The 24,571-nt window shown below is 68.1% G+C and carries 18 protein-coding genes and 3 pseudogenes; 8 read left to right on the top strand and 13 right to left on the bottom strand.

The window, feature by feature from the left end; genetic code table 11:
• Positions 1-5: 5 nt before the first annotated feature.
• The 6 genes and pseudogenes from M2283_RS49210 to M2283_RS49235 all read right to left on the bottom strand — a co-directional run.
• Positions 6-1,448: a lectin gene (locus M2283_RS49210; protein ID WP_280883178.1), complete on the bottom strand. Its 1,443-nt coding sequence runs from the start codon at positions 1,446-1,448 to the stop codon at positions 6-8.
• A 456-nt stretch (positions 1,449-1,904) separates the two neighbouring features.
• Positions 1,905-3,377: pseudogene (locus M2283_RS49215) on the bottom strand (endo-1,4-beta-xylanase); the annotation flags it as partial.
• A 78-nt stretch (positions 3,378-3,455) separates the two neighbouring features.
• Complete coding sequence (locus M2283_RS49220) at positions 3,456-4,595, bottom strand: SGNH/GDSL hydrolase family protein (RefSeq protein ID WP_280883161.1); 1,140 nt, start codon at positions 4,593-4,595, stop codon at positions 3,456-3,458.
• A 56-nt stretch (positions 4,596-4,651) separates the two neighbouring features.
• The gene (locus tag M2283_RS49225) at positions 4,652-7,117 is read right to left on the bottom strand and encodes an RICIN domain-containing protein (RefSeq protein ID WP_280883162.1); all 2,466 of its coding nucleotides are present in this window, start codon (positions 7,115-7,117) and stop codon (positions 4,652-4,654) included.
• A gap of 167 nt (positions 7,118-7,284) precedes the next feature.
• Positions 7,285-8,880 carry an arabinofuranosidase catalytic domain-containing protein gene (locus tag M2283_RS49230; RefSeq protein ID WP_280883164.1) on the bottom strand — a complete coding sequence of 532 codons (1,596 nt, stop codon included), beginning with the start codon at positions 8,878-8,880 and terminating at the stop codon, positions 7,285-7,287.
• 1,274 nt (positions 8,881-10,154) lie between these two features.
• A pseudogene (locus tag M2283_RS49235) lies at positions 10,155-10,788 on the bottom strand (RNA-guided endonuclease InsQ/TnpB family protein); the annotation flags it as partial.
• Positions 10,789-10,949: 161 nt separating this feature from the next.
• On the opposite strand from M2283_RS49235, the gene M2283_RS49240 reads away from it, so the two are divergent.
• On the top strand, positions 10,950-11,282 hold the full coding sequence (locus tag M2283_RS49240) for a TfoX/Sxy family protein (protein ID WP_280883165.1): 333 nt from the start codon (positions 10,950-10,952) through the stop codon (positions 11,280-11,282).
• A 35-nt stretch (positions 11,283-11,317) separates the two neighbouring features.
• Here the strand turns inward: M2283_RS49240 and M2283_RS49245 are convergent, their stop codons facing one another.
• Complete coding sequence (locus M2283_RS49245) at positions 11,318-11,974, bottom strand: TerD family protein (protein WP_280883166.1); 657 nt, start codon at positions 11,972-11,974, stop codon at positions 11,318-11,320.
• On the bottom strand, positions 11,949-12,803 hold the full coding sequence (locus tag M2283_RS49250; protein WP_280883179.1) for a helix-turn-helix transcriptional regulator: 855 nt from the start codon (positions 12,801-12,803) through the stop codon (positions 11,949-11,951). The genes M2283_RS49245 and M2283_RS49250 overlap by 26 nt, the downstream gene beginning before the upstream one ends.
• 145 nt (positions 12,804-12,948) lie before the next feature.
• Between M2283_RS49250 and M2283_RS49255 the strand changes: the two genes are divergently transcribed.
• The 5 genes from M2283_RS49255 (at position 12,949) to M2283_RS49275 (ending at position 17,223) form a co-directional block, all read left to right on the top strand.
• Complete coding sequence (locus tag M2283_RS49255) at positions 12,949-13,764, top strand: phytanoyl-CoA dioxygenase family protein (RefSeq protein WP_280883167.1); 816 nt, start codon at positions 12,949-12,951, stop codon at positions 13,762-13,764.
• Positions 13,761-14,099, top strand: a complete 339-nt coding sequence (locus M2283_RS49260) for a hypothetical protein (protein WP_280883168.1) — start codon at positions 13,761-13,763, stop codon at positions 14,097-14,099. Before M2283_RS49255 ends, M2283_RS49260 begins: the two co-directional genes overlap by 4 nt.
• Before the next feature lie 435 nt (positions 14,100-14,534).
• Positions 14,535-15,371, top strand: coding sequence for a CPBP family intramembrane glutamic endopeptidase (locus M2283_RS49265; RefSeq protein WP_280883169.1), 837 nt, complete (start codon positions 14,535-14,537; stop codon positions 15,369-15,371).
• Complete coding sequence (locus M2283_RS49270; RefSeq protein WP_280883170.1) at positions 15,368-16,534, top strand: sensor histidine kinase; 1,167 nt, start codon at positions 15,368-15,370, stop codon at positions 16,532-16,534. Before M2283_RS49265 ends, M2283_RS49270 begins: the two co-directional genes overlap by 4 nt.
• A 26-nt stretch (positions 16,535-16,560) precedes the next feature.
• The gene (locus M2283_RS49275) at positions 16,561-17,223 is read left to right on the top strand and encodes a response regulator transcription factor (RefSeq protein WP_280883171.1); all 663 of its coding nucleotides are present in this window, start codon (positions 16,561-16,563) and stop codon (positions 17,221-17,223) included.
• 109 nt (positions 17,224-17,332) lie between these two features.
• On the opposite strand, the gene M2283_RS49280 is transcribed toward M2283_RS49275, so the two are convergent.
• Positions 17,333-18,526 carry an RNA-guided endonuclease InsQ/TnpB family protein gene (locus M2283_RS49280; protein WP_280883172.1) on the bottom strand — a complete coding sequence of 398 codons (1,194 nt, stop codon included), beginning with the start codon at positions 18,524-18,526 and terminating at the stop codon, positions 17,333-17,335.
• A 164-nt stretch (positions 18,527-18,690) separates the two neighbouring features.
• On the opposite strand from M2283_RS49280, the pseudogene M2283_RS49285 reads away from it, so the two are divergent.
• A pseudogene (locus M2283_RS49285) lies at positions 18,691-18,849 on the top strand (zinc ribbon domain-containing protein); the annotation flags it as partial.
• A 61-nt stretch (positions 18,850-18,910) separates the two neighbouring features.
• Here the strand turns inward: M2283_RS49285 and M2283_RS49290 are convergent.
• The 4 genes from M2283_RS49290 to M2283_RS49305 all read right to left on the bottom strand — a co-directional run bounded on the left by M2283_RS49290 (position 18,911) and on the right by M2283_RS49305 (position 23,146).
• Positions 18,911-19,888: a glycosyl hydrolase family 32 gene (locus M2283_RS49290; protein WP_280883173.1), complete on the bottom strand. Its 978-nt coding sequence runs from the start codon at positions 19,886-19,888 to the stop codon at positions 18,911-18,913.
• Positions 19,889-19,959: 71 nt separating this feature from the next.
• The gene (locus M2283_RS49295; RefSeq protein ID WP_280883174.1) at positions 19,960-20,784 is read right to left on the bottom strand and encodes a carbohydrate ABC transporter permease; all 825 of its coding nucleotides are present in this window, start codon (positions 20,782-20,784) and stop codon (positions 19,960-19,962) included.
• Complete coding sequence (locus M2283_RS49300; RefSeq protein ID WP_280883175.1) at positions 20,784-21,770, bottom strand: carbohydrate ABC transporter permease; 987 nt, start codon at positions 21,768-21,770, stop codon at positions 20,784-20,786. The genes M2283_RS49295 and M2283_RS49300 overlap by 1 nt, the downstream gene beginning before the upstream one ends.
• Positions 21,767-23,146 (bottom strand): ABC transporter substrate-binding protein, encoded by a 1,380-nt coding sequence (locus M2283_RS49305; RefSeq protein WP_280883176.1) that lies wholly within the window; start codon positions 23,144-23,146, stop codon positions 21,767-21,769. The genes M2283_RS49300 and M2283_RS49305 overlap by 4 nt, the downstream gene beginning before the upstream one ends.
• Positions 23,147-23,405: 259 nt before the next feature.
• Between M2283_RS49305 and M2283_RS49310 the strand changes: the two genes are divergently transcribed.
• Positions 23,406-24,434 carry a LacI family DNA-binding transcriptional regulator gene (locus M2283_RS49310; RefSeq protein ID WP_280883177.1) on the top strand — a complete coding sequence of 343 codons (1,029 nt, stop codon included), beginning with the start codon at positions 23,406-23,408 and terminating at the stop codon, positions 24,432-24,434.
• Positions 24,435-24,571 lie beyond the last annotated feature (137 nt).

Here is a 24,571-nt window from a genome sequence, read left to right on the forward strand (position 1 = left end):
AAGGCTCAGCGGTATCCGGCCGCGGTGACGTTGGCCTGCACCGCGTTGTCGGTCGCGTCGGAGGGGTAGCCGGCGACGATGGCTCCCTCGTAGAAGGTGCCGGCGCTCAGGTTGGCGCCGCCGCCGGGCTTGCAGCAGTCACCGCCGCTTCCCAGGACGATGGCTCCCTGCTTCTTCATGGGGCTGTATCCGCCGGGAAGCCCGCCGTCCCACAGCGTGGTCAGGCCCCCGGACTGCGCGTTGCCGCCCTTGAGAGCGAACCTCGACGTCCCGTTGTTCTTCAGCATCGCGGTGACGAACTTGCTGGGAAAAGCCCGCTGGTTGGTGTTCCAGGACTGGCTCCCCCCGGAGTACAGGCCCCATTCGAGATCGGCCTGCACCCAGGGCCCGCTTCCCGAGCAGCCGCCGAACCAGCACTCGGTACCGAAGTTGATCGCGTCCATCGCCCCGGCGGCATCGGCCTTCCTCGTCGTCTCGCTGTTGCCGTAGTCGAAGCAGCAGCCGTTGTTGACGTGGGTGCCGCTGGTCACCATGTACGCCCCTTCGGGCGCCGCACCGGTCGGCACGCCCGTCAGGTGGCCGTCCCGCCAGTAGCTGTTCCCGGGGTTGATGTAGAGCGAGTACGCCTTGGTGCCCCCCGCGGTCAGCGACTCGGAGGTCGCCTTCGCGGGGCTGCTCTGACTCGACCCCGGGACCTGCGCCGAGCCCTGGTACCACAGGTCGTTGCCGTGTCCGGACTGGTCGTAGACGACCGTGATCACGCAGGAGGTACCCGCGCAGTACGAGTCCTGCGCCGCCGCGTCGGCGAAACCACCGGGCGCCAGTACGCCGATGTTCCTGGTCGCGTTGTCCGAGGCGCGCCTGACCTGGTAGAGGTTGCCGCTGTACGAACCGTAGAGCGCCCGTACGGTGCTGTGCGCGGCCACGCACGGCGTACCGCCCGTGGAGTAGAGGTCGCACGGGCCCGACCCGCCGGTCGGCGGCGGAGGTGGCGGTGTCGGCGTGCTCCACTTCTGGTTGCTCTGGCCGTTGCAGGTCCACAGGATGACGGCGGTGCCGTTGGCCGTGCCCGCTCCGTTGACGTCAAGGCACAGGCCGGACTGGACACCGGTGACGGACCCGTCGGCGTTCTGCCGCCACGCCTGGTTCGACTGCCCGTTGCAGGACCAGATGATCACCGGGGTTCCCGGCGCGGTCCGGTTGTCGTACGCGTCCACGCAGCGGGCGCCGCTCATCGTCCTCAACTCGCCCGCCGACGTGAACTCGAACGCTTGATTCGCCTGGCCGTTGCAGTCCTGGATGTCCAGCGCCGTTCCCGGCGTGTCGACGTTGCCCTTGACGTCCAGGCACCGCCCCGACGCCGAGCTCACCAGGGGAGCCACCGCCGCCGCCGATGCCGGTGCCGACCACGTCGGCGCGGTCGCCAGCATCATGGCCAGCAGCGCCATCACGCACGCGGCGGCGGCCGCCGGCAGGCGGGGTCTATGAGCCGCGGGACTGCGGGGCGAAACGGATGAAGGCTGCATTCTGTTCCCTGAGTATGTGGGGGAAGGTGAAGAGAGTGCTGTGCCTGGCCGAACGGAACCGTTCGAGGACCGCCGCCACCACCGGCATGGCCGCGGGATCCGGGCGCTTCGTGGGGCGAGGGCACTCGGAAGCACCCACAGAGACCACTCAGACATCCCATGTTCCATAGTGATTCCATAGGTCCCACACGGAGTCAATACACACGGCTAGCCCAATCCGAATCCGATCCATCCCATGTATTGCCGCAGCTCAGCCCGCCGCGAGGGCATGCCGGAACCGCGTCCGGCGACGACCGCCGTGCCGGACGCGGGTGCTTGTTCCGGTCACCCCGAAGCGAGCCGGGGACAGGAGCGCGCGCTGCGCGCCGGATCACCTCACCTGAAGTTCCAGTGCTGGTTGGCGCCGCCGTTGGAGTCCCAGATCTGTACCGGGGCCCCGTTGCCGGTCTGCCCGCTGGGGATCTCCAGCGCCCGGCCGGAGGCGACGTTGATCAGGATGTACGAACCGTCGCTGTTCTGACTCGCCCGCCAGTGCTGGTTGGCACCGCCGTTGGCGTCCCAGATGGTCAGCCGTGTGCCGTTGCCCGTCTGACCGCCTGGCTCGTCCAGCACCCGCCCACTGGCGATGTTCGTCAGCGTGTAGGAGCCGTCGCTGTTCTGACTCGCCCGCCACTGCTGATTCGCGGCAGTGCCGTTGGCGTCCCAGATCTGCACGGTAGTGCCGTTCGCCGTCTGTCCGCCCGGCACGTCCAGCACCCGCCCCGCGGCGACATCGCTCAGCGAGTACACCTGGCCCGAGACGATGCCGCCGCCCGGGTTGCCCGTACCGCCGCCGAGTGCGGACAGGGAGGCGTCGTAGGCCGGCTTCTTGTTGCCGTTGTTGTCGAACAGCAGCGGGTTCTCGCCGGTCCGCCACGAGTCGCTGTCCCTGATCCCCCACACCGTGATGCCGGTGCAGCGGGCGACGTTCATGCACGCCCGGACCGTGTTCGCGTAGGCCGTCGACGAGGCCTGGGCGATGTCGAGTTCGGTGGTCTGGACGTCGACGCCGAGGGCGGCGAAGTTGGACAGGGTGGTCTGGAAACTGGCGGGCGGGCCGCCGGAGCCGAAGTGGCTCTGGAGACCGACGCAGTCGATGGGCACACCGCGCGCCTTGAAGTCCTTGACCATGTTGTAGACGCCCTGGGTCTTGGCGTCGTTCCAGTTCTCGATGTTGTAGTCGTTGTAGCAGAGCTTGGCCGAGGGGTCGGTGGCCCGGGCGGTGCGGAACGCCTCCTCGATGAAGCCGTTGCCGAGCACGTTCTGGAAGACCGAGCTGCGGTGCTGGCCGCTGCCGCCGTCGGCGAACGCCTCGTTGACCACGTCCCAGGCGTAGATCTTGCCCTTGAAGTGGTTCATCTCGGTGGTGATGTGGTTGTTCATCACGCTGCGCAGCGTGTTCGCGTCGCCGATGGAGCTGACCCAACCGGGCAACTGCGAGTGCCACACCAGGGTGTGGCCGCGCATCCGCTGCCCGTGCGCGGTGGCGTGGCTGACGATCTGGTCGGCCGGGCCGAAGTTGAAGTTGCCGCGGGACGATTCGGTGGTGTCCCACTTCATCTCGTTCTCCGGGGTGATCATGTTGAATTCCCGGTCGAGAATCGTGGAATACGTCGAGTTGCCGAGCTTTCCGCTGGCCACGGCCGTGCCGAAATAGCGGCCACTGTCGGCCGCGGCCGCGCCCAGCGTGCCGGAGGCCGCGTGTGCGGCGAGGCTCGCCGGCCCGGCCAGGGACAGTACCGTGCCGGCTATCAGACCGGTGGCCGCGGCCAGGGCCTTGCGGAGTTGGGGCTCTCCATTGAGCCAGGACATGAGGAATCATTCTCCTTTTGTGTGGGGAGGCGGACACCGGTCACGAGGCGGTGCCGCGGTGGAGTGGGGTCACGGGGTTCAGGAGACCGGCAGAGCGGTCCACTGCTGGTTGGCGCCGCCGTTGCAGTCCCACAGGACTAGTTGCGTACCGTCGGTGGTGGACGCGCCGGGGTCGTCGAGGCAGCGTCCGGAGACCGGGTTGCGGTATCCGCCGTTGTACGCCTGCCATTGCTGGTTGGTTCCGCCGTTGCAGTCCCAGACCTCGATCCTGGTGCCGTTGGCGGTACCGCGGCCGGTCGCGTCGAGGCACTTGCCGAGCGCGCGCAGGGTGCCGTCGGAGCGTGCGGACCACTGCTGCGCGGCGGAACCGTTGCAGGCCGCGATGTCCGCGGCGGTCCCGTTGGAGCTGTTGCCGCCGCTCACGTCCAGGCACTTCCCCGCGATTCCGGAGCGCACCTCACCGCCCGCCGAAGCCGGCGGCTTGATCCAGCCTGCCGCGTCGGCGGCCTGCACGCCCGCGTTGAAGGCGTCCGCCATCTTGCGGAAGCCGTTGTCGTTGGGGTGCAGGGAGTCGGACAGGTCCGCGCTGGTCAGCGCGCTCATGTCCACCAGGCGCACATGCTTGCCCGCGGCCTGCTCGGCCTGGACGATTCCGGGTAGCTGGGCGTTGAACGCGGGCCGGTTGGCCTCCTCGGTGCCGCTGGTGGAGACGATCACGGTGCCGACGAGGACGGTCGCATCGGGTACGTCGCGGGTGATCTGGTCGATGAGCGCACGCAGCCGGTCGGGGGCGGTGGGGATCTGGTAGTTGCCGTTGAGGTCGTTGGTGCCGATCTCCAGGGTGATCACGTTCGGGCGGTAACGGGCCAGTACGGCGTCGGCGATGCCGGCTATCTGGTCGATCCGCCAGCCGGAGTGGCCTTCGTTGTCCGGGTCGGACATGGTGCCGTTGCGGCCGGAGCCGACGAAGTCCAGGGCGTGTCCCTCGGCCGACAACTGGTTCCCCAGAAATCCCCGATAGCTGTTCCCGGACGGGCTGCCGACGCCCCAGGTGATCGAGTCGCCCAACGGCATCAGCCGGAGAGCGGCGGGCGCGGCGGCGGCCCGTCCGGCGGAGGGCGGCGGCGCGGTGCCGGTGGTGGCCGCGGCGGGTAATGCGGGTGATGCGGCGAGAGCGGCCGTCAGCGCGGCGGCCAGGAGTGCCGAGTACTTCTGCATTGGCGTTCCTCACTGGTGCGGGACAGTGGGTGGGGGTGAACGAGCACGCGAGCCGGTCAGCGGGGGGTGAAGTCCTGGTTGCTTCCGACGGTGTTCTTGCAGGGCCATTGGTCGAGCTGCTGGCCGGGGTTGCTGCCGCCGCCGTAGACGTCCAGGCACAGGCCACTGTTCTGGTTCTGGAAGGAGTACGAGCCGTCGGACTGCTGTACCGGCAGCCACAGACTGCCGAGCGCCGTGCTCGGGGCCTGCTGCACGATGTCGGGCGTACCGGCGCTCGTGGAACCGCCGGACACCGCCACGACCAGCCCGGAGTTCTGCGCCTGCAACTGGCCGTAGCCGCCCGAGGCCGGCACGAACTGGAACTGCTGGTTGCTCTGACCGCTGCAGGTCCACTGGTCGATCGCGGCGCCCGCGCTGCCGGAGTTGCCGTACACGTCCAGGCACAGGCTGTCGCTGCCGATCACCAACTGGTGGTAACCGCTGGGGAAGCCGCCGTTGCCCGAGGGCTGGACTCCTGCCTGCTGGATGACCTGGCGGGCGCCCTGCGGCCAGTCGGTGCCACTGGCCTGGACGTTGTTCGTCAGGACGTTGTTGTGCGGAGGACCGGTGGCCACGTATGTGTTGCCGCCGTTGTACCAGTTGCTGGAGAACGTGCTGTCGTCGGTGTGGTTGTTCCCGTTGGCATTGGTGAGCGCCCAGTTGCCGGCGTCCTGCACCACGTTGTGCGACAGCGTCAGATAACGGGAGCCCTCGTCGAGGTACAGCGCGGTGGTGCGGTTGTTGTCGTACATGTAGTTGTCGGAGATCACCGTGCCGGGGCTCGCGGACAGGTTGTAGATGCTGCCGCCGTCGAACATCGCGTTCTTGGTGTCGTAGATCAGGTTGTGCGAGACGGTGTTGTTCTTCAGCGTCGTCGGAGTGCTGTAGACGGGCTGATAGGTGTACGTGCCCCGGTTGACATAGTCCTGGCTGCCGCCCGGGTCGTTGACGCCCCAGCCCCAGCCGATGTCGATCCCGTCGTAGGGCAGGTGATCGCATTGGTTGTGGGTGATCGTCGCGTTGGTGACGTAGGTGGACAGGATGGCGGCGGTCTCCTTGTAGTCGGTTCCCACTCCGCTGACCCTGTTGTTGCTGATCGTGATGTTCTGGTTGGTCATCCGCGCGTTGCTCGGGTGGTGGGCGTCCGGCTGGATCCCGCCGACCTGGATGCCGCTGCCGGCGATGTCGGTGAAGGTGTTGCCGGTGATGGTGACGCCGCTCGCGCCGAGTCCGGTGCCGGAGGCCGTGGCGACACCGTCGTTGCCCACGCCCATTGCGGCCTGTCCGAGTTCGGAGAACGTGTCGCCGGAGAAGGTGATGCCGGTGGCGGCGGAGACCTGGACGGCCGCAGGCATCTGCGCCCAGTGGTTACGGGTGGCCTCGAACTGCGTGCACCCCGACTTGCAGGTGCTCAGCCAGTTGGCGGGCATCGTGTAGGCACCGGTGATGTGCGCCCCGCTCTGCTGGTCCGCGTAGCCGTCGGGTCCGCTCGGGCCGAGCCAGGAGGTTCCCGTGAACCGGATGCCGGTGAAGCTCAGACCGGTCACGGGTGTGTCGTAGCTGCCGCTGATTCCCAGCAGGCTCTGCAACCGGGGCAGTTCGACATCGAGGCTGTTCGGGTTCTGCCCCGGCTGGGCCCTGTAGTACAGGTCGCCGGTGGAGGAGTCGAGATACCACTGTCCGGCCTGCTGCAGGAACGCGTAGTTGTTCTCCAGGTACATCGTTCCGCCGGCGAACGGTGCGTTGATGGTGTCGTAGCCCCAGGAGTTGTTGTTCCACGCGGGCTGGCGCATGGTGATCGTCCTGCCGCTGATCGACTGGACCGGTGCATAGCGGTCGGTGAAGGAGTTGATGCTCTCGACTTCCATGTGGTTCTGGTCCGAGAGGCCGGCCAGGTAGTCGAGGGAGGAGTCCGTGGCGGTCAGGCCGTTCTGGGTGAAGGCGAAGCCGGAGCGGGGGACTTGGATCGCCGCCCTCGGCGCCTGCTCGCCGTTCACGTACAACTGGCGTGTGTTCACGCCGGTGCCGACATGGACCGACCAGATACTCTTCGCCTGATCATGCACCTGCCAACCCGTAACCTGCTGGGCGCCGGACACCACCGGCTGCTGCCCGGACACGGCCTGGTAGGTGATGGTGTGCCCGTTCTGGCCACCGTCGCCGGAGCCGAAGGCCAAAGGCCTGGACACCCGGTAGGTGCCACCGGCCAGGTGGACGACGACGTCCGAGTCGGCCGAGAGCCGGCGCGCGGGCTGCTGCGCCTGGTCGATGGCGGCGAACGGCCGCCCGGCGGTGCCGTCACCGCCGGGAGCCGCACTCGGCGCCACATACAGGTCGGCGACCGCCGCTTGGCGTTCCGCCATTCCCGCGTACGCGACCCCGGCGGTGGCCGGACTGCCGACCAGCAGAGCGAGCAGAGCAACCGGGGCGGTCCACAGGCCGCGCAACGCTCTGGCTCCGCACATGGCTCTGGCTCTGGACATGGTCATCCTCCGGTAGCGCTTGAGTCCTGTGGAACCGGGGCTTACGGCGTTTCCTCGCCGTCCGAGTCGCCCGCAGGACGCGCCCGTCGGGGGAAGCCGACGTCCGCGTTGGGAGGCGAGCGGTGAGCGGCCGGCGGTGCGCCGGCCGCGGACGGGAACCGTTCAGGTCAACTGAGGCTCCATTGCTGGTTGGATCCGCCGTTGCACTGCCAGAGTTCCGCCAGGGCGCCGTTGGCCGTGGAAGCGCCGGTGACGTCGAGGCAGAGCCCGGACTGGACGCCCGTGACGGTGCCGTCGGAGTTCACCTGCCACTGCTGGTTGGCACCGCCGTTGCACGGCCACGTCACCACCTTGGTGCCCGCGGACGTCTGGTTGTTGTACGCGTCCAGGCACATCTGGCTGCTGCCGCTGTAGACGGTCAGGGTGCCCGAGGACGTGCGGGTCCAGGTCTGGTTGGCGCCGCCGCTGCAGTCCCAGATCTGCAGCTGTGTGCCCGATGTGGTGGACGAGTTGGGCACGTCCAGACACTTGCCCGCGCCCACCGCATGCAGCGCACCCGTGCCTGATCCCCCGGAGGAATTGCCGTAGCCGGCCGCGGTGATGTTGGCCTGGACCGCGTTCTCGGTGGCGTCCGAGGGGTAGCCGGAAGTCATCACGCCTTCGTAGAAGGTGCCCTGTGCTCCCTTGCTGTTGTCGCCGCCGATGCCCAGGATGATGGCGCCCTGCTTGCGCATCGGGTTGTAGCCCGCGACGTTGGGACGCGGCCCGTCGTAGAAAGTGGACAAGGCACCGGACTGGGCGTTGCCGCCGCGGATCGCCCAGTGGTTCGGGCCGCCCTTGATGATGGCGGTCGTGTACCGGTGGTTGATGGTGGGATCGCCCGCGTTGTAGTGCTGGTTGACCCCCGAGAACAGGCCGTTCTCCAGGTCTGCCATGATCCACGGACCGTTTCCCGAACCGTAGCCCCAGACCTTGATGTTGCCGAAGTAGATGGCCTCCATGGTGCCGTTGCCGTCGTCGTTGCTGTCCGTCTCGGCGTTGCCGTAGTCGAAGCAGCAGCCGCCGTTGTAGTGCGTGCCGTCGAAGATCGCGTACATGCCCTCGGGGTTGTCCCCGGTGGCGATGCCGTTGGTGTGGTTGTTGCGGTAGCCCGTGCCGGGCGCCACGAAGACGCCGTAAGCCCTGTGACCGCCCACTGTGGTCGGCGCGGCGGTCGCGTTCGCGAGGTTGTCGGGGCCGCCCGCGGCACCACCGCCGGGCGCCTGGGTGAGGTTGTTGGCGCGGCCCGACTGGTCGTAGATGATCGTGATCAGGCAGGTCGTCCCCGAGCAGAACGAGTCCTGGGCGGCCGCGTCGGCATATCCGCCCGCGCTCAGGACGCCGACGTCCCGGGTGGTGTTGTCCGAGGCGCGCCGGACCTGATAGAGCGGCCCGTTGTACGAGGCGTACAGCGCCCGCGTCGTGCTGTGCGCCGCCACACAGGCCGTACCGCCCGCCGCGTAGATGTCGCACGGCCCGGACGTGGCGGCCCGGGCCGGACCGGCCGTGGCCGTGGCGCCGGCCAGAGTTCCGGCGACGAGCGCGACCGCGGCCCCTGCCCGAGCGGCCGTCTTCCAACGAGAGCGGGCCGAGCGGGTCGCCGAAAGCACGTCTGCCGGAAGCGGCAGGTCGTCCGGCCTGCCATGGTGCCGTACCGCTGCGAACAACCGCTGGACGCCACCGCGTCCGAACAGCGGTCGGTGTCCTGTACGTGTGATTCCCATCTGATCTCCCTACCGTGCCGGCGCAGCCCGGTCGGGCTGTGTCGATGGCGCTGACGGATGCGAAAGCGACCAAACGTGCCGTGGTGCAGTGGGATTGCAGAGACGTCGCGGAGGGAGACGGTGCTCCCGGTTCCTCGGAACCGCCAAGGGCACGGAGCCTCCTGCTGCGAACGTTGTTGCGGAATCGATTCGACTGCTGATTCCTGTGATTCGCAAGCTCTCTGCGTGCTCGAAAGATTGCGGTGGAGCGGCAGGCCCATCCGCGGCGCGACCGTCTGTATCACGGGCGCCGAGGGAGGCACGTGCGCCAGGCGGCCGGGGTCAGACATCCGTATGGCCCACGATCACGCCGTTGAGCAGGTACACAGCCGACAGCACGCGCCACGGGACAGCCCGTTCAGGGGGCATAGGCCGAAGCTGCCGGGCCTCGACCCGCGCGCCGGCGACGTATTCACCTCACGGCACGTCATTGACCCGCACACAGCCGATTCCAGCCTCCGTCGAAGCGCTTGCGTCGAACCGATTCGACCGCTCCCTCCGGTACTCCGTACCACCCGCGACGTACGCCGCCGGTACCGCCGACTCGTCGCCGAACCAGCGAAGTCCCGCCTTCCAGGCAAAGGCCGCGGAGTCAGCCGCACACTTGTCACGGGCTACCAGGGCCCGCGCCTTGGCCGGCACCCCACGAAACCGATCGGGAGGACCGCTACAACGCGGCACTACCGGCGCAGGCGTCTTCCTCAGCCTGGACGTCGGAACCGCAGATCTCGCTCCTCCGACAACAAGTGTGGTGGGGTCGGTGTGGATGTCGTGGCTGGTTGTCGCAGCAGGTGGTCGATGAGGCGTTCCTTGGCCAGGGCGAGGTGACGCCGGTAGGTGGCGGTGAGAGCCTCGTGCGCCTTGACACCCGCGGAGTTGATCTGCAGCGCGTCGAGGGCGGTGATGATGGCGCCGCGCAGGTCCGCGACCGGGTCGGGTGAGCCCGGCGGCACGAGATGGGAGTGCAGCAGGGCGCTGGCCGCGAATTCCCGGGAGGTGTGCCAGGTACGCAGCGCCTCGACCATGCCTTCCTCGAACGCGGCGCGCGGCAACTGGTCGCCCGGGCCACTCTCGGAGGCGGTTGCGGGCCATGTCGCCAAGGGCGCGACCGCTGCGCGAGCCCGGTGTTGCACCCACTGTTCCACTGTCTGCCATCGCCAGTCCCGGCCCAAGACGTGCTGTTGCCTCCCACCGACGTCCACCGCCGCGACCTCCGGCAACCCGGCCTCGGCGAGGTAGCGCCCCGCGGTCGCGCCGCTCGTGCCGGGGGTTGGTGACCTTTCCCCGGTGGACAACGTCACCAGGGAGGTGATCCCGGCGTCGATGCCGACCGCGTTCTTCGTGGCCGGAGCCGGGGTAATGCCGTCGTCGCACAGCAGCGACACGAACCAGCGTCCCGCACTGTCACGGGACACCGTCACCGTGGTCGGCTCGCTGCCCTCGGGCAGCGGACGCGACCAGCGGATGTCCAGGGGGCCGGCCATCTTCGCCAACGTCAGCCGTCCCTCACGCCACGTAAAGGCACTGCGCGTGTACTCGGCCGACGCACGGGATTTCTTGCGGGACTTGAAGCGCGGGTACTTCGCGCGCTGGGCGAAGAAGTTCCCGAACGCCGTCTGCAGATGGCGCAGCGCCTGCTGGAGCGGGACCGAGGACACCTCGGTAAGGAAGGCGAGCTCCTCGGTCTTCTTCCACTGCGTGAGTGCGGTGGAGGACTGCACGTAGGAGATGCGGCGCTGCTCTGTGTACCAGGCCCGTGTGCGCTCTTCCAGCGCCTTGTTGTAGACCAGGCGGACGCAGCCGCTCTGCCGCCTGCTCGCCTGTGGGGTAAAAGCGGTACTTGAACGCCCCCTTGACCTGCCGCGCCATACCTCACGTTCTATCAGTTCCCGTGTGAGTGGCGAGTGTCGGCCGGTGGACGACGCACGCCGGTGCGCCCTGACGGCGAACCGGCTTTCCCTGCCCTGCTTCGCAGGAGCTTCGTTTCCTCCCCCGGCTGAAGCCGGGGGTATCCACAAAGGAGAGCCTCGATGATGGCGTACGACGAAGGACTGGCCGAGCGGATCCGGCAGCATCTGGGCTCCGACCCGGACCTCACGGAGAAACTCATGTTCGGCGGCATCGCCTTTCTGCACGGCGGCAACATGGCCGTCGGAGTGACCGGTGACGACCTCATGGTCCGGGTGGGACTACAGGCCGCGGACGCGGCACTGGCCCGCCCAGGCGCGCGGATCTTCGACATGACGGGCCGCCCGATGCGCGGCTGGGTGGTGGTCGCGGGCTCCGCCGTCGCGGAGGACGAGGCGCTCGGTGAGTGGATCGACGAAGGGTACGCATTCGCGGCGAGCCTGCCGCGCAAGTAGCGGGGCGAAGGCGCGGTCTCCCAGCGGGGCGGCGCTCACGCAGTCTCTGCCGGGCGCTCCTCGGAAGCGTGGTGCGTGCGGGGCCAGGGCACGCTGCCCATCTCCAGCATGAAGGGCGCCGGGTCGCTGTCGGATCCCTGGACCATCTCGTGCATCTCCCACTGGCCCGAGCCGTCCCTGACGAACTCGGCCACGGTGGTCGCGGTGGAATCGCCGACCCCGGCGAAGTCGTCCGCCAGCAGCTCCGTGTAGTGCCGGACGACCAGCACTCCGGCGTTGGAGATCTCGCCGAAGGTCCGGTGTCCGCCTTCCTGGTGAATGACGACACCCACCACAACCCGGCCGTAGGCGGGCGACAGCCGGTCGAACTCCAGCACCATCACCTCGACGTACCCGAAGCCCAGGCCGGTCTGACTGTGCCGGGTCATGTTGATCGTGCCGTCGGGAGAGCGGCTGTCGTAGTGGACGACGTACGCCGGCCGCCCGTGGAGATCGTCCGCGGCGTAGGTCGCGGCGACGATGTCAAGGTGCCGGGGTGGTTCTCCAAACGGACTCGGGTCCCATTTGAGGCGTACCTCGACCTTCCCCAGCCCCTCGCCGACACTGCTCACCTGATGCCGCCTCCCCCACCCGGAACCTCTCGGGACCAGGCCTGGTCCCCACTCCTCAAGTATGGCCTTTGACCAGCCCATTGATGCTTTCCTGACGCAACCCCTGCGATGCCGCCGGCCGGGCGTCGTCCGTGGTGATCTGGGCGGCTCGGATAGTGCGAGGTGCGGCTCCGAGTTCGCGGCGGCAGGCCTTGTTGAACGCCTGCAGGTCGGGAATTCCGACGGAGGCGGCGACGGCGGGGATGGTCAGCGTGGTGGCTCGCAGGAAGTGGCGCGCCCGCTCCATCCGCCGGGCCCGGATGTAGCCGACGACCGTCTCCCCGGTGGCGGCGCGGAACAGCCTGGTCAGGTGGTTGTGCGAGATGCCCGCCGCCTTCGCGATCTCGGGCACGGTCAGCGGCTCGGCCAACCGGGTCTCGATCAGTGCCATCGCCGCCGCGACGGCGGGATGGGCGCCCTGCGTGTCCCGCGTGGTCGGCGGGGCGAGCTGGGCGACCCGCCACAGCGCAGCCCACACCTCGGCCGCCGCCCGCGCCGCCATGTTCGGCCAGACGGCAAGGGCCTGCCGCAACTGAGTTGTGAGCAGCGCCAGTTCCGGCCCCGCGTCCTGGATCACCGGGACGCGTCTGGGCGTACCGGCCGAGCTCAGGCGCAGGTGGACATAGAGGTGCTCGGAGCGGCCCCGGTAGCGATAGCGGACCTCCGTACCGGGCGGAACGAGGCTGACCCTGCTGGGGCGGATCTGGTGCGGGGTGCCGTTCACCGTCAGGTCGGCCTCATAGCCGTACAGATGGAGCTGCCACAGGTCCGGCAGCAGGAACTCGTCCACCTGACCGGCGGGGCCGTGCACGCCGATACCGACGGCGGCCAGAGCGGGAGGCTCGTCGAGATGGACGAGGACCGTGTGCATGAGCACGTGTTCTATCACGACACCTGTAGGTGCGCACCGGGTTCGGCGTCTCCCGCCACTTGCTGGTTCAGGTGGTGAAAATCGACCAGTAGAGGGTGAACATGACCAACGCGGCGAGCGGCGGACGGTGCCTAGCGTTGCGGTCATGGAGAAGAGGCACGAATTGCTCAGCTCGGTCCAGATGGCGCGCTTCGTGGCGCACGGGTCGCTGCGCCTGGACGCGGTGGTCCCGGCAGAGATGAACGCCGAGGGCCTGGCGGTGCTGGCGGACGGGGTATCGCCGGTGCCGTACGGGACGCCGGTGTCCGAGGCGTACGCGGCGGACTCGTTCGTCCGCAGACTGCTGGAACTTCCGCGGGTGGCGGGGGCACTGCGCAGCCTGGTGGGTCAACAGCCGACGGTGGACCACCACTTCGTCCACGTCCGTGATCCCCACGGCGGGGACGCGCAGCCGCTGCACGGGGACGCCGTGATCGACGTCCGGCCGGACGCGTTCGACGTGCAGTTGATGTACTACCCCCAGGCGGTGACGCTGGAGATGGGCGGCACCCTCAGCGTGCCGGGAAGCCATCTGCGCCGCATCAACGAGTCCGACACCGGCCGCTACCAGAACCTGCGCGGCCAGAGCCGACTGGTCTGCCCGGCCGGCACGGTGGTGTTTCTGCACCACGGTCTCTGGCACGCGGGCCGACGCAACGACAGCGACACGGTTCGCTACATGTTCAAGATCCGCTTCAACCCGACGGTCCGCCAGCAGCGCTTGTGGGACACCTCCGACCTGAACGACCCGCAGGTGACCCGCGAACTGGACGTGATGTTCCCCTGGTACGAACCGGCCACCGGACGCCTGGAACGGTACAACCGCGTGCTGCTGTGGCGGGCACTGACCGGCGACGACTCCTTCGACATCGACTACTGGGTGACCAGGGTCTCCAACCGCCCGCAGGAGGCCGCGGTATGACGAGCGAACCCATGTCCCCCGCCGAGTCCTCACCGGCGGAATTCACGCCAGTGGCGCGGCAGCAGGTGCTGGTGCTGTACCTGGCCAACTCCGCGCTGGACTCCCACGTCGTCGGCTGGTCGCTGTACGACGGCACCGGCCGCACCTCACCCACCACGGGCGACAGCGACGAACCGCCCTACGAGTCGGGAGTGGCGGCGCTGCGGGACGGCTGGCGGCTGATACAGGCAGCCCAGCTGATCCCGCCGTATCCGGGCCACGAGTACGACGTCTCCTTCCTCAAGCACGAGTTCTTCTTCGAACAGATCGTCGACATGACGGCGGAGCGACCGTAGGCCCACCCAGGCATCGCGATGTGCGGCCGCGCCAACTCTCCGCCCCCAGCAGCGAATTCGGCGCTGATCCGATCGAGCTCGTCCCAGCCGGCCTTGATCCCGCACACGCACTCCCGCGTCGCTGATCGTTGCACGGCGACCTGCCCCGGTGGTCCGCCTGCGCCGACGCACCGCCGAGGAAGGCGGGCGCCGCCCTTCTCGTGCGCGACCGTCTCCCCCGGCGACACCTTGGCCCGCTGTGCCCGGTGCGGGCGGACCACCCGGTGGACGGGATTCTCCGCTCACCTCACCTCACCTCGCCGATACTCGCGGGCCTGTCCCCCGAGCGAGCTACGCGCAGGTGTCCACTGTGCGGTGACGATCTCGGGTCACCGAATCCCTAGCGTTCGGAGCAGTCGCGGCGCTCTTGCCGCGGATCTGGCGAAGGGGATGTCCATGAGATTGGTTTGGCAGCTGGCGGCGGTCGCGGCGGTCGCTTTCATCGGCAGTCTGACGGTTGCCGCGGTGGAGGGGAACGCGGTGCTCACGCTGCTGCTCGGAGCGGTGACAGCCGTGCTCGCGGTGCTCGTCTACCGGTGGGTGGTGCGGCGGACCGAACGCCGCGAAGCCACGGAGGTGGCCCGGGAAGAGGCCGCGAACGCGACAGGACGAGGCGTCCTGATCGGGGTGGCGTTGTTCGGTGCCGTCGTGGTGAACCTCGCCTTGCTCGGGGACTACAAGGTCGACGGTCTGGGCTCGGTGTCGAGCGCAGTGGGGCTGATCGGTTTCATGGCCGCTGCCGCCGTGACAGAGGAACTGCTGTTCCGCGGTGTCCTGTTCCGGATCGTCGAAGAGCGTCTCGGCACGTGGCTCGCACTGACCCTCACCGGTGCGCTGTTCGGCCTGTCGCACCTGACCAACCCGCACGCCAGCCTCTGGGGCGCCCTCGCCATCGCGATCGAGGCGGGCGGCATGCTCGCCGCCGCGTACGCGGCCACCCGCAACCTGTGGGTGCCGATCGGCCTGCACTTCGGCTGGAACTTCGCCGAGTCCGGCATCTTCAGCACCGGGGTCTCGGGCAACGACACCAAGCAGGGACTGCTGGACGCCACATTGTCCGGCCCGAAGCTGATCACGGGTGGCGACTTCGGCCCGGAAGGAAGCGTGTACGCGGTGCTGTTCGGGCTCCTGGCGATGATCGCGTTCATGTGGCTGGCGCGTCGCCGCGGCCATCTGCTACCCCGCCGCGGGCAGCGCGCCCGGGCGGACGCGACCGCTACAGTTTCCCGGTGATCGCTCTTCGGCGACTCCAGGACGGCTGGCGACGGTTCGACGTCACGGCCCGGGACCTCCCGCTCGCTCTGCTTCTCCTCGCCGTAGCACTTCTGCCGGTGTGGCAACGGCACGGCACGCGGCTCGGGGGCGTGCCCGAGCGCGCCTTCGACGCGTGGGGCGTAGCGGTCCTGGTCCTGGAATGCCTCCCGCTCGCCATGCGCCGACGGTGGCCGGCCTGCTGTCTCGCCCTGGTGTCACTCGGCTTCGCCACCGACCAACTGCGCGGCTACCACCTGGTCGCCGGTACCGCGTTGCTGGTCGCACTGGTGAGCACGGGACTGCATCTGCGGCGCAGGCGGCGCGCAACCGCACTGCTGTTCACGGCGGCCTACGTTTTGCTGGCGGTCGCACTCTCCCGCCTCGGCTCGGGCGAGCCGCCGAGCGAGTTCGTGACGTTCTACCTGGTACTGACCCTCGCCTGGGGCGCCGGGGCGTGGCTGCGCTCCGCCCGCATCGCGGAGGCGGAGAGCGGCCAGCGTCTCCCCGAGGTCACCCGCGCCGCCGAACGGACCCGTATCGCCCGCGAGTTGCACGACGTGGTGACCCACCATGTGACGGCGATGGTCGTGCAGGCCGAGGCGGCCCGCTACCTGACCTCCTCGCCCGACCGCCTCGACCAGTCCCTGACGGCCGTCAGCGACACCGGCCGACGGGCCATCACGGACCTGCGGCACCTGCTCGACCTGCTCAACCCGGACCACAAAACGGAGGCCGGCCACGACGCCAGGACACCACCCGTCGGCAGACTGCTCACGCTCGTCGAGCAGACCCGCCGGGCTGGGCAACCGGTGGAGTTCACCGAGCAGGGCACGCCGTCCGAGTCGACCGGCAGCGCCGACCTCGTCGCCTACCGGGTCGTTCAGGAGGCTTTGACCAACGCTCTCAAGTACGCCCGCGGAAGCCGAACTTCGGTCCAGGTGCAGCACGGGACGATGGAGATCACCGTGGCGGTCAGCACAGCGGGTTCCGGCCCACGGACGGTGTTCCCCGGGGGCAGCGGGCGGGGCCTGGTCAGCCTGCGCGAACGGGTCGACGTCCTCGGCGGCGACTTCAGCGCACAGGCACAGCCGGACGGAGGCTTCGTCGTCCAGGCGCGCATCCCCTCGGGCAGCCCGTCGTGACATCCGAGGCGAACTCCATCCGAACCGTGCGGACACCGCCGATCCGGGTCCTGGTCTGCGACGACCAGATACTGGTCCGCACCGGACTGGTGACCATCATCGACGCCCAACCCGACCTCGAGGTGGCAGCCGAGTGCGGTGACGGACAGACCGCGGTCGACCTCGCAGGCCGACTGCACCCTGACGTCGTGGTGATGGACATACGCATGCCAGTGCTCGACGGCATCGAGGCGACCCGGCTCCTGGCCGGCGCCGGGGTCGCACAGCCCGTCAAGGTACTCGTGGTCACGACCTTCAACCTGGACGAGTACGTCTACGAGGCGCTGCGCGCGGGGGCCAGCGGCTTCCTCCTCAAGGACGCTCCACCGGCCCAACTCCTGCACGGCATCCGAACCGTGGCCACGGGCGCGGCGCTTCTGGCCCCCGAGGTGACGCGCCAACTCGTCGGCAGGTACGCCGCCCGGATCCGCCCCGTCGAAGGCACCCCGCACGACATCCCACTGACCCCCCGCGAACTGGAAGTCCTCCGCCTCATCGCGGACGGCCTGTCCAACAGCGAGATCGCCGGGGCCCTCGTGATAAGCCAGGAGACCGTCAAGACATTCGTGTCGCGCATCCTCGCCAAACTCGGCCTCCGCGACCGTGTCCAGGCGGTCGTCTACGCCTACCGCCACGGCCTGGTCACCTGACCCGTACCCGGCGGACCCACCTAGGGAGGGTGGGCAAGACCATCTCCGACGCGCGCGTCCTGTTCGGAACTGCACTTGACTTCCTCCCCCTCCTGGAGGAGGGGGGTTCCTACGGCTCGCGCTGTAGGGGTTCCTGCTTCAACGCCGGCTGCCCGCCAGGAGTGCTCCCTTGAGGTCTTACACCGGCTCCACAGGCCGAGACGGCCAGCCCGGCCGCCTTGATGGTGCGGGCCGCGTTGATGTCGCGGTCGTGTACGGCGCCGCAGGTGTCGCACGTCCACGCGCGGACATTCAGCGCCAGCTTCGCCGCGATAGTGCCGCAGTTCCCGCACAGCTTGCTGCTGGGGAAGAAGCGGTCGATCACGACGAGTTCACGCCCATACCAGGCGCACTTGTACTCCAGCATCGACCGCAGTTGCGTCCAGGACGCGTCCGAGATCGCCCGCGCCAACGTGTGATTCTTCAGCAGGTTGCGGACGGTGAGGTCCTCGATCACGACCGTTTGGTTCTCACGGACGAGCCGAGTCGACAGTTTGTGCAGGTGGTCGCGGCGCCGGTCGGCGATCCGCGCATGCACGCGGGCAACCCGCTCGCGGGCCTTCTCCCGGTTCGCCGAGCCCTTCGCCTTCCGCGACAGTTCACGCTGCGCCCCGGCCAGCCTGGCGCGGTCACGCCGCTCGTGCCGGGGGTTGGCGACCTTCTCACCGGTGGACAGCGTCACCAGGGAGGTGATCCCGGCGTCCAGGCCGACGGCCGCCGTGGTGACGGCGGCCGGGGCGATGGTGTCCTGGCACAGCAGGGACACAAACCAACGTCCCGCCGCGTCGCGGGAGACGGTCGCCGTGGTCGGCTCCTGGCCCTGGGGCAGTGGACGCGACCAGCGGATGTCCAGCGCACCGGCCATCCTGGCCAGCGTCAGCCGTCCCTCACGCCACGTAAAGGCCGAGCGGGTGTACTCGGCCGACGCACGGGATTTCTTGCGGGACTTGAAACGCGGATACTTCGCCCGCTGGGCGAAGAAGTTCCCGAACGCCGTCTGCAGATGGCGCAGCGCCTGCTGCAGCGGGACCGAGGACACCTCCGTCAGGAAGGCGAGCTCCCCGGTCTTCTTCCACTGCGTGAGTGCGGCGGAGGACTGCACGTAGGACAGACGGCGCTGCTCTGTGTACCAGGCCCGTGTGCGTTCTTCCAGCGCCTTGTTGTAGACCAGGCGCACGCAGCCGAACGTGCGCGACAGCTCCGCCGCCTGCTCGCCTGTGGGGTAAAAGCGGTACTTGAACGCCCGCTTGACCTGCCGCGCCATACCTCACGTTCTATCAGCTCCCGTGTGATCGACAGGTTTCGGCCGGTGGACGACGCACGCCGGTCCGCCCGGGCGGCGAACCGGCTTTCCCTGCCCTGCTTCGCAGGAGCTTCGTTTCCTCCCCCGGCTGAAGCCGGGGGTATCCACAAAGGAGAGCCTCGATGATGCTGGAGTACAAGTGCGCCAGGTACGGGCGCGAACTCGTCCTGATCGACCGCTTCTTCCCCAGCGGCAAGCTGCGCGGGAACAGCGGCACGGTCCGTGAGTGGATGTGCGACAACTGCGGTGTCGTCCATGACCGCGACGCCAACGCGCCACGCAACAGCAGGAAACCCAGCGGGCGATCGCTGGAATCCTCCCGCCTCCAGGCGGGTGGGGAAGAAGTCAACGGGGCGTTCCTTCGCTCGGGCTGAGAGGGACGATGCCGGGGTGTGCAGGAGAGCGGCCCACCGGGAAGGGGTCACAGACAGCGCCCAGGAACGCGCCGGCGACGTCCGTGTTGTCGAAGGCGAGCATCACCGTTCGGCCGGTCCGGTCCTGGATGACGCGTCCGCTGTAGAGGGATTCGGCGACGACGAGACGGGCGTCTTCCGTTGGGTAGGGGCCCAGCGCGAAGGGTGCCGGAATGCTCCAGATCCCGCCGCTCTGTCCCGCCTGGCGTCTGGCTGCGGACAGCCGTTGCGTGTCACAGGAGATGAGCAGTGTCCCCTCTCCCTGGATGGTGGCCAGCTGGGGGACTTCGAGGTGGGAGAAACCCGCGCCCACGGAGCTGAGCGGAGGCTGAACCGTCCAGGCACGCAGATCCGGTGAGGTGGCGTGGGCGATGACGCCGCGGTCGTCGACAGCGCCGTGGTTGGCCCGGGCCGTGACGAGCATGTGCCAGCCCTGCCCGTCCGGGTCGGGAAAGACCCACGGGTCGCGCCAGGCCTCTTCGGGCCAGCTGGAAGTGCCCAGCTTCTCGTACCAGCGGTCGTCCGCCTCGGTGATGGGCCCAAGCTGTTTGGTCCAGGTGTGCAGATCCGTGGAGGTGGCCACTCCGATCGCCTGGGTGTTGTGGCCGGGGTCGGCGAAGCGGGCGCCGGTGTAGAACATCCGCCAGAGTCCGTCGGGCCCGCGGAGCACGCTGCCGGTCCAGACAGCGGTCTCGTCGAAGCCGCCCGCCGCGCCGGGGCCCAGTACCGGTCCGTGGTCCTGCCAGTCGGTCAGATTCGTCGAGGTCGCGTGGCCGATACGGGCGTTGCGGTGCCGCAGCTCGGGGTCGCCGAGGCTCTTGGGGGCGTGGAGGTAGTACATGTGGAAGGTGTCGCCGTCGTCGGCGAACCAGAAGTCCCACACCCAGGCATGGTCAAGGTGAAATGTCATAGGGCGTCCTTGTGCGTCGGCCGTCTTGTGGCAGAGGCAGCCGGGTGAGGGGGTGGCGGGGGTGCGGGATGTCAGCCCTTGACGGCACCTTGGAGCAGCGCCTTGATGAACTGACGCTGGAAGATGACGAAGATGATGATCGTGGGCAGCATGATGATCAGCGCGCCGGCGAACATCAGGGGGAGCTGGTTGAGGTATTGCCCCTGGAAGGCGCCGAGGGCCCCGGCCATGGTGCGCTGGTCCGGATCGTCGACCAGGACCAGCGGGAGCAGGAACTGGTTCCAGGTCCACAGGAAGAGCAGGATCGCCAGGGAGGACAGTGCGGGGGCCGCCAGGGGCAGCTGGATACGGCGGATCTCCTGGAAGATGCTCGCCCCGTCGATGCGTGCCGCCTCGGACAGTTCGCCGGGCACTCCGACGAAGTGCGCGCGCATCCACACGACGCTGAACGGCATGTAGAGGCCGATCAGCGGGAGGATGATCGCCCAGCGGGTGTTGAGCAGCCCCATGTCGGTGATCTGGTAGTAGATCGGGATGATGATCGCCTCGAACGGGATGGTCAGACCGAGTACGAACACGAGGAACACGACTCTGCCGCCGCGGATGCGCAGGTTTCCCAGCGCGTAGCCGGCCAGGGTCGCCATCAGGAGACTGAGCGGGACGACGCCCAGGACGATGAGGGTGCTGGAGCCGAGCAACTGCCAGACGTGTGCCGTTCTGAAGGCTTCGGCGAAGTTGCCCCACTGCGGATCGCTCGGCCAGGAGATCCCGTTGGGAATCCGGTCCGCGGGCTGCAGCGCGCCGGAGAGCATGCCGACCAGCGGCAGCACGGTGAGAACGAGGACGACGACCAGGACGACACGCCCGATGACCACCTCGGCCTTGTTGACGATCATCAGGACTTTTCCTTTGCCAGCAGCTGGATGGGCAACACCACTGCGAGGACGAGCGCGAGGAGGACGATACCGAAGGCGGATGCCAGACCGACCTCGCTCTGCGTGAAGGCGAGCCGGAAGATCGAAATGCCGGGAACCAGCGTGCTCGTCCCCGGGCCGCCCTTGGTGGTGGTGTAGATGATGTCGAAGCTGCTCAGCGCCGCGATGACCGTGATGGTGACCAGTACGGCGATCTCCTGCCGCAGTCCAGGAAGGGTGACGGTCACGAATTCCCGCATCCAGCCGGCGCCGTCCAGCCGCACCGCCTCGTACAGAGATGCGTCGATCTTCCCGATGCCGGTAAGCAGCAGGATCGTGCACAGACCTGTCAGCACCCACGAACCGATCAGGCCGACGGCAGGAAGAGCCGTGCCGAAGCCTGCCAGCCATGACCGCGACAGGGACCCCAGGCCCACGGAGTCCAGGATGGTGTTGATGGTGCCGGTCTGCGCGTACATCCATGACCAGGCGATACCGGCGGCCACCAGCGGGATGATCTGCGGAAGGAACAGGATCGTCCGCGCGGTGGTGGCGAACGCGCCAGGCCTCATCGAACGGATCAAGGTGGCCAGGACCAGACCGCTGCTGACCGGGATGACCGTGAAGAACACGATGAGGATCAGCGCGTTGATGATTGAGATCAGCAGCTCCCGGTCGGTGAACACCCGGGTGTAGTTGGCGAAGCCGACCCAGGTGGAGGCGCCGATGCCGTTCCAGTTGTAGAACGAGTACTGAACTGCGGTGATCAGCGGATAGATGACGAACGTGGAGAAGAAGGCCAGAGCCGGCAGCACGAAGATCCAGCCCAGTGCCGTACCCCGGGCCACCTTGCGGGTGGGCCGACCAAGCCGGTGACGCAGGCCCGCGGTACGAGCGCCCTGGCGGGGGCGCTGCGCTGCGGCTGCGGTCGGCTCCGAGGCACCGTGCCTGCGGACATCGCTGCTCATGAGCCGGCCAGTTCCTTCTCGTAGTACTGCTGGATGGCGCCGGTGAATGCCTTGGGCTCCATGCGGCGGGTCAGCAGACGCTGCTCGTAGGGCTGGAACGCGCCGGCGTAGATGCCCGATGTGGTGTTGGCCATGAAGTCCACGAACCCGTTGTCGGCACCCACCTCGGCGGAGACCTTGAGCGCCTGGTCGATCAACGAACCCGCCTTGGCTGTCGGCAGTTGCTGGGCGGGGTCGCCGCCGGGCGACGCACCGGTCACATCCACGACGATCTGCCGGGCCTTGGCGTTGGTGTGGATCCAATTCAGGAAGAAGGCCGCCGCGTCGGCGTGCTTCGCCTTGGCCGGGATGGAGAACGAATTCGCGGCGCCCATGGCGACATACTTGCCGCCGGCTGCGGCGGGCGGCACCGGAACGAAGGTCGCCGCGCCCTGGCCCATGGCCTTGTCGGTTCCTGCGGCGTCCCAGTTCCCGTCGAACATCAGCAGGCCCTTGCCCGCCTGGAAGTTGGAGACCATCGTCGTGTAATTGATCGCGTTGACGTCGGCGGGGAAGTATCCGGCATCCGCCCACTTCTTGAACACCGTGGCGCCCTTCAGGCTGGCAGCCGTGTCGAACGTGGCGCCCGACTTGTTGAACATCCAGTCGACCAGGTCACTCTTGTTCCCGTACTGGTTGATCAGCGCCTGCAGCGCGAACGTGCCCACACCGTCCTGCATGCCGATCTGCACCGGAAGGATCTTCGCAGCCTTGGCCTTGGCCAGCCACTGTTCCAGCTCGGCGATCGTGGCAGGCACCCCGGACAGTCCCAGGCGCTTGGCGTACTTCTGGTTCACGTAGATACCGGTGACGCTGTAGCCCAGACCCAGCTGATAGAGGGATCCCTCGCCCCGCACGCCCTTACTGCTCATCCGGGACGCGGCCAGCTGCCCGGCTGAGAATTTGTCCCACCCGAAACCTTTGTAGTACGGATCGAGGTTCGTCAGGAGTCCGTCCTTGACCGTGTCCCCCAGCGTGGGCAGACGGATCAGGTCCGGAGCGTTGGAACTGGCCATCAGACGCGGTGCGTTCGCGGTGAGGTTCGCGAAGCTGTCACGAACGACCTTGAAGGTGACGTTCGGGTGCTGCTTGGTGAACTCCTTGGCCAGGTCGTCAGAGACGGGAAACCCCGTCTCGTCCTGGATCTTGATCGTGATCTTGTCAGAGGTGAGCTTCAGGCTCACGTCGCCGGATCCGGTCGGGGCCGCGGCGGGTGACCCCGGCGCACACCCGGCCAGGGCGAGCGCAACGGAGGTGAGGGTGGCCATGAGGGCCGCCCACGCCGTGCGCGACGGGGTACTGCGTCCATGACGGGAACGCTCCTGCTTGTTCGACATTTACAAGACTCCGTTGTCCGTGCGCGGGTCCATGGCAGGGGGATCTGGCATGGCGCGGACCGGCATCTTCCGCGCCTCGGCGGTCACCCGGCGCGCTGGGGTGTCCCTCCCCGAAACGAGCCAAACCGCTTGCTAAACCCTTTTAGCAAGGCCATAGTCAGCCTGAGGGTGGGAGCTGTCAAGGAATTGTTCTCAACGGGTTGGGCGGCGTGATTGGCTTGAGAACCATGGCCGCGCCGGCCACCGGAGGAGAGAGGCCATGCCGAACAAGCGCGTCACACTCGCCGATGTCGCCCGGCGCGCAGGGCTGTCCACGGCGGCCGCTTCGATGATTCTGAACGGCAGGACCGACACTCGTCTGTCAGCAGAAGCGCATGCCCGGGTCAACGACGCCGCCGCAGAACTGGGCTACCGGCCGAACGTGGCTGCCCGCGGTCTGCGGACCCGCAAGACCCTCACCATCGGATTCATTTCCGACGTGGTGGCCACCACCCGCTTCGCCAGCGGCCTGATCCAAGGGGCACTGGACGCCGCCCGCAAGGCCGGGCACGTCCTGCTCGTGCTGGAGACCGGCGGCGAGCCGGCACGCGAGTCCGAAGCGATCGAAGCCGTCCTCGACCGCCAAGTCGACGGCATCATCTTCGGTGTGATGCGAGCCCGGGAGCTCTTCGTCCCCGACATCCCGCCGGCGACCAACGTGGTCATGCTCAATGCCAGCAACAAGAAACACCCTGTGTCAGTTCTTCCCGACGAGCTCAGCGGCGGCAGGGCCGCGGTCCGGCTCCTGGCTGATGCCGGCCACCGCAACGGCATCGCCCTCATCGGTCACAACAAAGAGGTTGAGAAGAACCTCTTCCGCTCGGCAACCGTCGGGCAACGCATCGCCGGGATCCGCACCGAGATGGCCGAGCGCGGACTGCGGTTCGCCGCCGAGGAATCATGCTGGGACTGGGAACCCCAGCACGGCTACGACGTGACCCTCTCCCTCCTGAAAGAGCGCCGCGACATCCGCGCCCTGCTCTGCATGAACGACCGCCTCGCCTTCGGCGCGTACCAGGCACTGGCCGACCGCGGCCTCTCCGTCCCCCACGACGTGTCGGTCGTGTCCTTCGACAACGACGAACTCGCCTCCTACCTCAGACCCGGCCTGACAACCGTCGCACTCCCCCACGAGGCCATGGGCCGCGCCTCCATCGAGCTCCTCCTCGACCACAACCGGCGCCCCGACCAGCACCTGATCCCCATGCCGATCATCGAGCGAGGCTCGATACATCCTCCCGCCGACTGACCCGGACGGCGGGAGGCACCTGCAGGGGTCTGTACGCTCACTGGCTCTGTCCCGTAATCGGTGGTAGCGCCGTGTAGTGAGCTTGTTCAGAATGGCCACTGAGCTTCTTCAGATCGGCCACTGATCGGGTGACGTGG

Origin of the sequence: Streptomyces pseudovenezuelae (assembly GCF_029892565.1) — a bacterium.
GTDB lineage: Bacteria > Actinomycetota > Actinomycetes > Streptomycetales > Streptomycetaceae > Streptomyces > Streptomyces pseudovenezuelae_A.